At 71.3% G+C, this 11,646-nt stretch carries 12 protein-coding genes; 6 read left to right on the top strand and 6 right to left on the bottom strand.

Annotated elements, in window-relative coordinates; all coding sequences use genetic code 11:
• Positions 1 to 15 precede the first annotated feature (15 nt).
• Complete coding sequence (locus BW949_RS17600) at positions 16 to 615, bottom strand: hypothetical protein (protein ID WP_143524452.1); 600 nt, start codon at positions 613 to 615, stop codon at positions 16 to 18.
• A gap of 64 nt (positions 616 to 679) precedes the next feature.
• Between BW949_RS17600 and BW949_RS13225 the strand changes: the two genes are divergently transcribed.
• The 3 genes from BW949_RS13225 to BW949_RS17605 all read left to right on the top strand — a co-directional run bounded on the left by BW949_RS13225 (position 680) and on the right by BW949_RS17605 (position 3,299).
• Positions 680 to 973 (top strand): SCP2 sterol-binding domain-containing protein, encoded by a 294-nt coding sequence (locus tag BW949_RS13225; protein WP_076366851.1) that lies wholly within the window; start codon positions 680 to 682, stop codon positions 971 to 973.
• Positions 974 to 1,017: 44 nt separating this feature from the next.
• Positions 1,018 to 1,932 (top strand): alpha/beta fold hydrolase, encoded by a 915-nt coding sequence (locus BW949_RS13230; protein ID WP_235816307.1) that lies wholly within the window; start codon positions 1,018 to 1,020, stop codon positions 1,930 to 1,932.
• A 452-nt stretch (positions 1,933 to 2,384) separates the two neighbouring features.
• On the top strand, positions 2,385 to 3,299 hold the full coding sequence (locus tag BW949_RS17605) for a DMT family transporter (protein WP_076366855.1): 915 nt from the start codon (positions 2,385 to 2,387) through the stop codon (positions 3,297 to 3,299).
• A 262-nt stretch (positions 3,300 to 3,561) separates the two neighbouring features.
• On the opposite strand, the gene BW949_RS13240 is transcribed toward BW949_RS17605, so the two are convergent.
• The 5 genes from BW949_RS13240 to BW949_RS13260 form a co-directional block, all read right to left on the bottom strand.
• The gene (locus tag BW949_RS13240) at positions 3,562 to 4,287 is read right to left on the bottom strand and encodes a proteasome-type protease (protein WP_076366972.1); all 726 of its coding nucleotides are present in this window, start codon (positions 4,285 to 4,287) and stop codon (positions 3,562 to 3,564) included.
• 82 nt (positions 4,288 to 4,369) lie between these two features.
• Positions 4,370 to 5,182: a transglutaminase family protein gene (locus BW949_RS13245; RefSeq protein ID WP_076366857.1), complete on the bottom strand. Its 813-nt coding sequence runs from the start codon at positions 5,180 to 5,182 to the stop codon at positions 4,370 to 4,372.
• Positions 5,179 to 6,132 carry an alpha-E domain-containing protein gene (locus BW949_RS13250; RefSeq protein ID WP_076366859.1) on the bottom strand — a complete coding sequence of 318 codons (954 nt, stop codon included), beginning with the start codon at positions 6,130 to 6,132 and terminating at the stop codon, positions 5,179 to 5,181. Before BW949_RS13250 ends, BW949_RS13245 begins: the two co-directional genes overlap by 4 nt.
• Positions 6,133 to 6,136: 4 nt before the next feature.
• Positions 6,137 to 7,552 (bottom strand): circularly permuted type 2 ATP-grasp protein, encoded by a 1,416-nt coding sequence (locus BW949_RS13255; RefSeq protein ID WP_076366861.1) that lies wholly within the window; start codon positions 7,550 to 7,552, stop codon positions 6,137 to 6,139.
• A 175-nt stretch (positions 7,553 to 7,727) separates the two neighbouring features.
• Entirely contained in the window at positions 7,728 to 8,246 is a 519-nt protein-coding gene (locus BW949_RS13260; protein WP_235816308.1) for a MarR family winged helix-turn-helix transcriptional regulator, read from the bottom strand.
• Between the two features lie 79 nt (positions 8,247 to 8,325).
• Here BW949_RS13260 and BW949_RS13265 point away from each other — a divergent pair, with 79 nt between their 5' ends.
• From BW949_RS13265 to BW949_RS13275, 3 genes are all read left to right on the top strand, one after another.
• Positions 8,326 to 8,781, top strand: a complete 456-nt coding sequence (locus BW949_RS13265; protein ID WP_097177053.1) for a hypothetical protein — start codon at positions 8,326 to 8,328, stop codon at positions 8,779 to 8,781.
• Positions 8,782 to 8,868: 87 nt separating this feature from the next.
• The gene (locus BW949_RS13270; RefSeq protein WP_076366865.1) at positions 8,869 to 9,981 is read left to right on the top strand and encodes a ligase-associated DNA damage response exonuclease; all 1,113 of its coding nucleotides are present in this window, start codon (positions 8,869 to 8,871) and stop codon (positions 9,979 to 9,981) included.
• A complete protein-coding gene (locus tag BW949_RS13275) occupies positions 9,978 to 11,573 on the top strand; it encodes an ATP-dependent DNA ligase (RefSeq protein WP_076366867.1) in 1,596 nt (531 codons plus the stop codon). The genes BW949_RS13270 and BW949_RS13275 overlap by 4 nt, the downstream gene beginning before the upstream one ends.
• Positions 11,574 to 11,646: the final 73 nt, after the last annotated feature.

Genomic DNA, 11,646 nt, shown 5'->3' on the forward strand with positions numbered 1-11,646 from the left:
CCCAGGGCCCCGCGGCTAGAGCGCCTCTGCGCTGTCGCGGCTTTCAAGCCGCCTGATGGCGTCTTTCACATCCTGCTGATGCGGATGCAAGCGGTCCGAGGCCCGAAACGCCGCCAGCGCGGTTTCGGGGCGGTTCATGTCCTCGAGCATGCTGCCCAGAAGCGTCAGCATGCTCCAGTCGCGCGGCGCGCGCGACAGCGCCTGCGCCGCATCCGCCGCGGCCGGCCCGAACCGGCCCAGCGCCGCCTGCGCATTGGCCCGCGCGGCCCAGGCGGCGGCGAAATCGGGGGCATGGTCCAGAACGGCGGTCAGATGGCCCACCGCCACCTCGGGTTCGGCGGCATCCAGCGCCGCCTCGGCGCGCTGCAACAGCAGGTCCATCGCCGCCGATCCCGAATGCGACCAGGCCCGGCGGATATCCGATTCGGCCCGCGCCCAGGTCTGCCCGTCGGGGTCGGCCAGCTCGTCAAACAGCGGGTCCAGCCCCGACGCCCCCCCCGCCGTCGCCTGCGCCTGCGCCCAGGTCGGCGCGCCCCATCCCGCGGCCAGCGCCAGGAAAAACACCCCCGCCCGTGCCGTGACGAAACAATTGTGCCTTGTCGATGCGCTGCCCATAACCCAAGTGTAACCCAAGGGCTGCAAATTGCGAGAGAGCAGCCATCACAAATCGGAGTTGGGCATGAGCAAGGTCATCGAGGTCGCGGTCAGCAAGCTGTCGGAGAAACTGGCGGGGGGCTTTCCCGGCGTGGCGAAATTCGTCATCCCCGGCGAGGGCGAGATCATCGCCGATGCGCAGGGCGTGCGCGCGGCCGAACCGGGAACCGAGGCCGAAGTGACCCTGACCGCCTCGGCCGAGGTGTTCCGCGGCATGCTCGACGGCGAGGTCAACCCGACCGCCGCCTTCATGACCGGCAAGCTCAAGATCGACGGCGCGATGGGCCTGGCCATGCAGCTTGGCGCGCGGCTGGGCTGATGCGGTCGCGGGCGCCTGAGCGCGGCGCGCCGTTCCACGCCGCCATGTCGATGGGCCCGCCGGGGGCCGAGGGATGGTGGCTGTGGGCGGCCGACGGGGTGCGCCTGCGCGCCGTCCACTGGCACAAGGCGGCGGCCAAGGGCACGGTGATCCTGTTCACCGGCCGCACCGAATATTGCGAGAAATACGGCCCCGCCGCGGCGGCGCTGGCGCATGAAGGCTATGGCACCGTCACGCTGGACTGGCGCGGACAGGGGCTGTCGGATCGGCTGCTGGATGACCCCCTGCGCGGGCATATCGAGGATTTCGCCGATTACCAGCGCGACGTGGCCGCGCTGATGGCGGCGGCCGAGGCGATGCATCTCAAGCCGCCCTTCTTCCTGCTGGCCCATTCGATGGGCGGCACGATCGGGCTGCGCGCGCTGCACCGCGGGGTGCTGCCGGTGCGCGCGGCGGCCTTCTCGGCGCCGATGTGGGGGATCAAGCTGCCCCTTGGCCTGGGAAAGGTGGCCCCGGTGCTGGCCGCGAACCTGCTGCGCATGGGGCTGGGGGGCGCCTATGCGCCGATGACGGGCCCGGTGACCTATGTGCTGCGCGCCCCCTTCCACGACAACATGCTGACCCGCGACCCGGCGATGTGGGCCTTCCTGATCCGCCATCTGGCCGAGGAACCGGGGATCAACATCGCCGGCCCCACCCTGGCCTGGGTGGATGCGGGGCTGCGCGAATGCGCCCAGCTGATGGAAAAAGCCGCCCCCGACCTGCCGGCGCTGGCGAGCCTTGGCACGCACGAGCGCATCGTCGAGCCCGGCCCGATCCGCGATCTGATGGCGCGCTGGCCCAAGGGACGGCTGATCGAGACCGAGGGCGTCGAGCACGAGATCATGATGGACCGCCCCGAGACCCGCGCGCGCTTCTTCGAGGCGGTCACGGGGCTCTTTGACGCCCATCTGAACTGACCGCGCCCCATCAGCTGACCGCCCTGCCCCGCGGCATTTGCGTCCGCGCGGAGGGGGGGCTGCCACGCGGGCGCGCCCGTCCCGCCCGGCGAACCTCTCGGCGGCGGCGCGGGACAGTGGGGACCCCGGACTGGGGGGGCGCGCAGGGCGGGGGCGCGCAGGGACACCCGCCTCGCGCCCACCGCCCATACCCGCTCGCGCGCACGCCACCATAATCCGTCTGCGCCCCTCGCCTCCAGGCGGCGCGCCAAGGGGGCAAGGGCCAGCCCCCCGCCCCCGCGGGGCGGACACGAGAGGGCGGTCGGCCCCGGGGCTTTTCCTCCCTCGCCCACACCGGCAGCGGCCTCGCGCCTCGACGGGCGCTGGCTTGACAGCCCGGAACCGCGGCCCTTTGATCCCCCGGCCACGGGCACGACCGGGGCGGCGCGGCGACAACGGCAGGGGACGGGATCATGCAGGACGCACGGCAGCGCATGCGCGCCTCGGCGATCGTGCTGGGGACCGGGGCCTTCTGGGGGCTGTATTGGCTGCCGGTGCGCAAGCTGGCCGATCTGGGCCTGCCCGGCGCCTGGGGCACGGTGGCGATCACGCTGATGGCGGCGCTGGTGCTGGCGCCCCTGGCGCTGCGCGCGCGCGCCCGGATCGCGCGGGCGTCGATGCTCGAGCTTCTCTGCGTGGCGCTGGGGGGCGCGGCCTTCGCGCTCTATTCGGTGGGCTTTGTCCATGGCCGCGTGGCGCTGGTGATCCTGCTCTATTTCCTGACGCCGGTCTGGAGCACGCTGATCGGGCGCTGGCTGATGGGCTGGCCGATCCCGCCGCTGCGCATGGGCGCCATCGCGCTGGGCCTGGCCGGTCTGGGGGTGATGCTGGGCGCGGGCGGCGGGCTGCCCCTGCCCCGCGGGATCGGCGAATGGATGGCACTGGCGGCAGGCATGCTGTGGTCGGTTTCGACCACCGGCATGCGCGCCCAGGCGATGCGGGACAGCGGCCCCGGCCTTGCGCCCGGCGCCGCGGCCTTTGTCTTTGCGCTGGGCGCGCTGGCCGCGGCGGCGGGGCTGGCGCTGGCCCTGCCCGCGGGGGCGACGGAGACGGGCGGGACGGCGGTGCCCGTCATCCCGGTGCTGGCGGTGGCGCTGCTGGCCGGGGGCCTGTGGTGGGGGCTGTCGCTGATGGCGCTGATGTGGGCGACGGTGCGGCTGGAACCGGCGCGGGTCGGCCTGTTGCTGATGACCGAGGTCGTGATCGGCGCGGTCTCGGCGGCGGTCCTGGCGGGCGAGACGCTGCGCCCGGCCGAGATCCTGGGCGGGGCGCTGGTGATCGGCGCAGGCGTGCTGGAGCTGTGGCCTCTGCGCGACAGGCGCGCCTGACCGGCCGGTGTGGCGCCCCATCGGCGCGGGCGTGTTGACCCAGGGACTGAGGCATGGGCGCAGCCGTTTCACGACAAAGCGCCCCCCGACGACAGAGAACCGCGCCGCGGAACGACGGGTGGCCACCGCGCCGGGCGATCGAGACCGCCTTGCCGCGCGGAGGGCCCAGAGTGGGGTGGCCCAGAATGGTGGGGCGCGCCGACGGAACCGGAACGCAGACGACGGAAGGGAAGCGACCCAAAGGGCGGAAAGCCCGCCCGCCTCAGATCTCGATGCGGGTGAAGGCCTCGCGCAGGGCCAGCGACCAGGCCTCGCTCATCCGCACGAAATCGGTGTCGCCGGCCTCGATCCGGCGGCGGCTGCCCACCCTGCATTCGTCGCGCACGATCACCGTCATGTCGAGCGGCATCCCCACCGACAGGTTCGAACGCAAGGTCGAATCCATCGACAGCAGCACCGCCTTTTGCGCATCCTCGAGCGAGGTCTCGGGCCGCACCACCCGGTCAAGGATGGGCTTGCCGTATTTGTGTTCGCCGATCTGGAGGAAGGGCGTGTCCTCGGTCGCCTCGATGAAATTGCCCTCGGGGTAGATCAGGAACAGCCGCATCGCGCCGCCGGCCCGCTGCCCGGCCAGGATCAGCGAGGCCGAGGTCGACACCTTGGCCGCGTTCATCTTGCCGTCGATGTCATGGCGCACGCTGGCCAGTTCAGCCCCCACCATCTCGGCGACCTGGAGCATGGTCGGCGCCAGCATGATCGAGGTATCGGGCGTGGCCTCGGGATCCTCGATCGCCTCGCGCAGACGCGCGACCATGGTCTGGGTGACCGACAGGCTGCCCGCGGTCAGGATGGTCACGACCCGTTCGCCAGGGGCCTCGAAGACGAAGGTCTTGCGATAGGTGGCGATGTTGTCCAGCCCCGCGTTGGTGCGGGTGTCCGACAGGAGGACCATCCCGTCGTTCAGCAATAGACCCACGCAATAGGTCATCGGCGTCTCCGATCCGGCGGCGAACATCGCCCCACCCTGACATCAACGCATCGACATAGGGTTAACGCGAAGTCTCGGTCAATCACTGCTGGGCCTGTTCGACCGCCACCGTGACATCAAGCCGCTCTGAGCCCGGACCCAGCGCCACCCCGCGGATGGGCGCCGCGTCGCGGGCATCCGCCCCCGACCCCAGACGCAGGTAGCGCGCATCGGGGCAGCAGCCGTTGGCGGCGTCGAACCCGACCCAGCCCAGACCCTGCACATGGATCTCGGCCCAGGCATGGGCGGCCTCGTGCGGGGTGCCGTCCTCGGTGGCCAGCAGATACCCCGAGACATACCGCGCCGGCATGTCGAGAAGACGCGCACAGGCGATCAGCGCATGGGCATGGTCCTGGCAGACCCCCTCGCCCAGCGCCAGCGCCTCGGCGGCGGTGGTATGGGCATGGGTGACGCCGGGGCGATAGGCGATGGCCTCGGCCACCGCCTCGGCCAGCCGATGCGCCCGGTCGAGCGCATCCGCGCCCCCCGCCGCCTCGCCGTTGGCCAGCTCGCGCAGGCCGGGGTCGGGATGGGTGGGCAGGGTCGGGCGCAGATAGGCCGCCGGCAGGATCTGTTCGCGGTGCCCGCGCAGAACCCCGGCCAGATCCTCGGTCGCCACCCGCCCCGAGACGCGCACCACGACCTCGCTCAGGGGGCCGCGCACCGACCAGCCCTCGACCTGGTCGCCCGCCCCGTCGCGGAACCGCCCGCCACGCACGCCATTGTCGACCGACACCTCCCATTCGATGACCTGCTGGCCGTCGAAGCGCGAGGGAAACAGACGCAGGCTCTGGACCGCGCCGCGCATCGGCGCGTCATAGGAATAGCGGGTCTCGTGGAAGACGCTCAGGATCATCGGGCCTCTCCGCTCAGATAGGCGTCATGCACCATGCCCGACAGCTTGCCCACCTCGCGTTCCATGCGTTGCAGGAATTCGTGGAGGCCCTCCTCGAAGATATCCTCGACGCGCATCTCCATCAGCTCGCCCAGAAGCGCGCGGGCATTGCGCTGCGCCATGGTCGTGCGGTTGTAGCCGCGCGCCAGCCGGTCCAGATGGCTGACCAGCAGCGTGGCCGAATTGACCAGCGAGCGCGGGCATTGCGGGTTCAGGATCAGGAAATGGGCGATCTTGGCGGCCGTGATCTCGCCGCCATAGGCCCAGTGAAACGCCCGGTGCGCCGACATCGCGCGCAGGAGCGTCTGCCATTGGTAATTGTCGAGCCCCGAGCCCACGAATTCGACCTGCGGCAGCAGGACGTAATATTTCACGTCCATCATCCGCGCGGTGTTGTCGGCGCGTTCGAGCGCATAGCCCAGCCCCAGGAAATCATAGCCGTCGTTGCGCAGGAGCGTGGCGTCGATCGCGCCCCGCAGCAGCGCGGCCTGGCGCATGGTCCATTCCGTCATCTCGAACAGCTCGAGCTGCGAGCGCGGCCGGCGCTCAAGCTGGCGCATTTCCTGAAAGGCGGTGTTGAGCGCGTCCCAGACCTGCGTGGTCAGCGCGGTGCGCACGATGCGGGCGTTTTCGCGCGCGCGCTCGATGCACGAGGCCACCGAGGAGGGGTTGTCGCGTTCGAAGAACAGATAGCTTTCGATGTTGCGCTGCACCGGGTCGCCGTATTTGGCGGCAAAGCCTGCCGCCATGCCCGACGCCTGAAGCAGGCTTTCCCATTCGCTGCGATAGCCATGCCCGGCCGAGGGCAGAAGCGCGATCCGCGCCCCCACCTCGAGCAGGCGCGCCATGAATTCCGCGCGCTCCATGTAACGCGCGATCCAGAAAAGATTTTCCGCGGTGCGGCTCAGCATGATCTCACTCCGCCAGAACCCAGGTATCCTTGACGCCGCCCCCCTGCGACGAATTCACGACCAGGCTGCCCTCGGTCAGGGCCACGCGCGTCAGCCCGCCGGGGACCAGTTCGACGCGCTCGCCCACCAGCGCATAGGGGCGCAGATCCACGTGACGGGGCGCGATGCCCTCCTCGACGAAGGTCGGCGTGGTCGACAGCGACAGCGTCGGCTGGGCGATGTAGTTGTCCGGGTGGCGCAGCAGGCGGGCGCGGAAATGCTCGATCTGCTCGGCGCTGGCGCGCGGGCCGACCAGCATGCCGTAACCGCCCGACCCATGCACCTCCTTGACCACCAGTTCGGGCAGATGCGCCAGCACGTATTTCAGATCCTCGGGCCTGGCGCATTGCCAGGTGGGCACGTTCTGGAGAAGCGGCTCCTCGCCCAGATAGAAGCGGATCATGTCCGGGACATAGGTGTAGATCGCCTTGTCGTCGGCCACGCCCGCACCGGGCGCCGAGGCGATGGTGACCCCCCCCGAGCGATAGACATCCATCAGCCCCGGCACGCCCAGCATCGAATCGGGGCGGAAGCACAAGGGGTCCAGGAAGGCGTCATCGACCCGGCGATAGATCACATCGACCTTCTTCGGCCCTTCGGTCGTGCGCATCCACACGAAGCCGCCCTCGACGAAGAGATCCGGCCCCTCGACCAGCTCGACCCCCATCAGGTCGGCCAGGAAGGAATGCTCGTAATAGGCCGAGTTGAAATGCCCCGGCGTCAGGATGGCGATCGTGGGCTCGCGGTCGCATTTCTGCGGCGCGACCGAAGCCAGCGTGCGGCGCAGAAGGTCGGGATAGCCGTCCACCGGCTCGATGCGGTTTTCCCGAAACAGCGTCGGGAACATCCGCATCATGATCTCGCGGTTTTCCAGCATGTAGCTGACCCCGGAAGGCGTGCGGCAATTGTCCTCGAGCACGAAGAATTCGTCGGGCCCCGTGCGCACCAGATCGACGCCCACGATATGGCTATAGACACCGCGCGCCGGAAAGATGCCCGCAACCGCGCGTTCATAGGCCTCGTTGCCAAGGACCAGATGCGCCGGCACCCGGCCCGCGCGCAGGATCTCGCCGCGGCCGTAGACATCCATCAGAAAGGCGTTGAGCGCGCGGGCACGCTGCTTGATGCCATGTTCGAGCTTGCGCCATTCGGCCTGCGAGAAGACGCGCGGGAACATGTCGAAGGGGATCAGCCGGTCGGGGTCGCCGCCCTCGCCATAGACCGCGAAGGTGATGCCGATGCGGCGGAACAGCGCCTCGGCCTCGGCCTGTTTCATCTGGCGCAGCTCGGCGGGCATGGCGCGCATCCAGTCCTCGAGCCGGGCATAGGGCGTGCGCACCGCCCCGTCGTGATACATCTCGTTGAAGAAGGTGCCGTCCATGCGATGCCCGTTCCGTATCCCGATGACCGAGCATTAGGCAGAGGCCCGGTGACATGGAAGCGCAGCGCCGCGTTTCGCCCCCCTCTGTGCCCGGAAAAGCGCCGCAGGACGGGCAGGAAAGCGGCCCCACCGCGCCGGAATGCCCAAATTTCAGGCAGATGCGCAAGAACGCGGCCTAGCGGCGGCGCAGCGCGGCCACCAGATCGCCCATCACCTCGACCAACGCGGCCATCCGCTCGGAGCCGATGGCGCGCTCGGCCCGCGCATTGACCCCTTGCGCCGCCGCCAGCGCCGGGGCGCGCAGATCGCGGGCCCGGTCGCTCAGCACGACCAGCCGCGCGCGCCGATCGGTCGGATGGGGGGCGCGCGTGACCAGGCCGTCGCGTTCCATCCGCGCCAGCGTCTGCGCCATCGTCGCCTGTTCCACATCGAGCCGCGCCACCAGATCGGCCTGGGTCAGCCCCTCCTCGGCCCACAGCTCCAGCAGCGTCATGAATTGCGCCGGTGCCAGTCCCAGCGGCGCCAGCGCCGCGGTCAGCTCCGCCGCAAAAAGCCGCGCCAGGTGGTTCGACAGATAGCCCGCCGAGCCCGCCCGGAACGCCGCCATGTCGGGCGTGCCCGTGTCGGGCGCGGGCGTGTCGGAGGAGCCAGGATCAGGGGGGGCAGGATCAGGGGGCGCGGAACATCGGGTCATGCGCGGCTCCTACAGGTGGACAGGATGCAATGCAAATGCGATATGGATAGCGTCCTATTTACTTGAGGGAGAGAATCGCATGTCCACCCTTCCGATGCCGCAGCGCGCACGCCTGGCCCGGCTTCATGCCGGGGCCGCGGCGCTGGCGCTGACACTGGTGCTGGTGTTCCAGGGCGTCTCGATCTGGGCCGAACTGGCCGCCCCGGAGGCAATCCCCGCGGCCAAGACGGCCATCCTGTGGGCGCTGCCGGTGATGATCGGGGCGCTGATCCTGACCGGCATCTCGGGGCGCAAGCTGGCCCCCGCCGCCCCCGGCGGCATCCTGCGCGCCAAGCAGCGGCGGCTGGCGCTGGCGGCGGCGAACGGGCTGCTGGTGCTGGTGCCCTGCGCCATCTTTCTGGCCCTGAGCGCCGCCGCGGGCCAGATCGACAGCCGCTTCCACACGGTCCAGGCGCTGGAGATCTTCGCGGGGCTGGTCAATTTCGCGCTTCTGGCCGCCAATGCCCGCGCCGGGCGCGCCCTGCGCCGCGCCTGACACCCCGTCCGCGCGTCAAGGCCCCGTCGTGGCGCCACCGTCGCGGGGGCTCTGGCCGCGGGCAGGCGCAGGCCCTACCTTCGGGCGATGGACGCGCTTTTGACCCTGCGGCCCGAGGGGCTCTATTGCCCTGCCGCCGATCTCTTCATCGACCCCTGGCGGCCCGTGGCGCGGGCGCTTGTCACCCATGCCCATGCCGATCACGCCCGGCCCGGGCATGGGCGCTATCTGGCCACAAAGCTCAGCCTGGCGGTGATGCGCCACCGGCTGGGCACGATCCGCGGCGAAAGCCTCGACTACGGCAGCCCCGTCACGATCAATGATGTCGAGATCTCGTTCCATCCGGCCGGCCATGTGCCCGGATCGGCGCAGATCCGGCTGGCGCGGCGCGGCGAGGTCTGGGTGGTCTCGGGCGATTACAAGACCACCGACGACGGGCTGTCCGCCCCCTTCGCGCCGCTGCGCTGCCACGGCTTCGTCAGCGAATGCACCTTTGGCCTGCCGGTCTTTCGCTGGCCCGACCCCGAGATCGTGCTGGACGAGATCGCCGCCTGGTGGCGGGGCAATGCCGCGGCGGGCAAGGCCTCGCTGATCGGGGCCTATGCGCTGGGCAAGGCGCAGCGGCTCCTGGCGGGGCTGGCCGCGCGCGGGGTGGCGCCGATCGTCGTTCATGGCGCGGTCGAGGCCACGAATGCCGTCCTGCGGGACGCGGGCCTGGCGCTGCCCGAGACGACACCGCCCCCCGCGCTGGCCGGCCCGCGCCGCGGCGCCCCCGCCCCCGAGACCCCGCTGGTCCTGGCGCCGCCTGCCGCCCTCGACAGCGCCTGGGCGCGGCGCTTCGGGCCCGCCGAGATCGGCTTTGCCTCGGGCTGGATGGCCCTGCGCGGGCATCGCCGCCGCCGCGGCGTGGGGCGCGGCTTCGTGCTGTCGGATCACGTCGACTGGCCGGGGCTGTGCGAGACGGTGGCCGCGACCGGCGCGGAACGGGTGCTGTTCACCCACGGCACCACCCATGCCTGCGCGCGCTTCTGGCAGGAGAAGGGGGTCGATGCCGCCCCGCTCGAGACGCGCTTTGGCACCGACCCCGAGACCGGCGCCGCGCCCGACACGCCCCCATCCGACACGCCCACACCCGACACGCCAGCCCCCGACACAGCCGAACCGCCCGCGGACACATCGGCCCCGGAGGACGCGCGATGAAGCGCTTTGCCGCCCTTCTGGCCGCGCTCGAGGCCACCACCTCGACCCGCGCGCGCACCGACGCCCTGGCGCGCTATTTCCGCGACGCCCCGCCCGCCGACCGGATGCAGGCCATTGCGCTGATCTCGGGGCGGCGGCCGCGGCGCGCGGTCACGGCAGCCCGGCTGGGCCAATGGGCGGCGGAAACCGCGGGCCTGCCCGATTGGCTTTTCGCCGAAAGCTATGCCGCGACGGGCGATCTGGCCGAGACCATCGCGCTGATCCTGCCACCTCCCGAGACGGCCCCCGAAACGCCCCCCGAAACGCCCCGCCCGCTGACGCATTGGGCCGCACTGGTCGCCGATCTGGCAGCCCTGCCCGACGAAAGCGCCCGCCGCGCCGCGATCGAGAACGCCTGGGCGGGGCTGTCGGTGCCCGAGCGGTTCCTGTTCAACAAGCTTCTGACGGGGGGGCTGCGCATCGGCGTGGCCGAGGGCCTTCTGCGGCGCGCGCTGGCGCAGGTGACGGGCCTGCCACCCGAGGTCATCGCGCATCGGCTGATGGCGGGCGGGCCGGCGGACTGGGACGCGCTCTGCGCCCCCGAGGACGCCGCGGCCCGCGACGCCCGGCCCTATCCCTTCTGCCTGGCCCATCCGCTGGACGGCGCGCCGGCCGATCTGGGCGCGCCGGGCGATTTCCTGGCCGAATGGAAATGGGACGGGATCCGCGCGCAGATCGTGGCGCGCGGGGGCGCGCTGCATCTGTGGTCGCGCGGCGAGGATCCGCTGGCGGCGCAATTCCCCGACCTGCTGGCGCCCCTGCCCGAGGGCATTGTTCTGGATGGCGAGATCGTGCCCTGGCGCCCCGGTGCCGAACGCCCCCTGCCCTTTGCCGCGCTGCAACGGCGGCTGGGCCGCAAGGCGCCGGGGCGCAAGCTGCTGTCCGATGTGCCGGTGCGGTTCCTGGCCTATGACCTGCTGGAATGCGACGGGCGCGACCTGCGCGACCGCCCCCTGACCGAACGGCGCGCCCGGCTCGAGGCGCTGGCGCCGGCGCTGCCCCATCCGCTGTCGCCAACGGTGGCCGCCACCGGCTGGGAGGGGCTGGCCCGGGCCCGCGCCGAGGCCCGCGCGCAGGGCGCCGAAGGGCTGATGCTCAAGCACCGCGACAGCGCCTATGGCGTGGGCCGCAAGCGCGGCGCCTGGTGGAAATGGAAGCTTGATCCGATGGTGCTGGATGCCGTTCTGGTCTATGCGCAGGCCGGGCACGGGCGGCGCGCAGGGCTTTACACCGACTTCACCTTCGCGCTCTGGCAAGGGGATGCGCTGGTGCCGGTCGCGCGCGCCTATTCGGGGCTGAGCGACGCCGAATTCGCCGAGATCAGCGCCTGGGTCCGGGCCCATACCCGCGACCGCTTCGGCCCGGTGCGGCAGGTCCAGCCCGAACTGGTCTTCGAGATCGGCTTCGAGGGCATCGCGCCCAGCCCGCGCCACAAATCCGGCATCGCGCTGCGCTTTCCGCGGATGCTGCGCTGGCGCCGCGACAAGACCGCCGCCCAGGCCGACCGGATCGAGACCGCCCGCGCGCTGATGGCCGCGCTGGCGGGCGACTGAGCCGCCACCCCGCCCGAAGGGGGCGAGCGCGCGCAGGCACCGGGGGCGGTCACGCCGCCGAGAGGCACGCCAC

It is taken from the genome of Phaeovulum vinaykumarii (assembly GCF_900156695.1).
GTDB classification, from domain to species: domain Bacteria; phylum Pseudomonadota; class Alphaproteobacteria; order Rhodobacterales; family Rhodobacteraceae; genus Bieblia_A; species Bieblia_A vinaykumarii.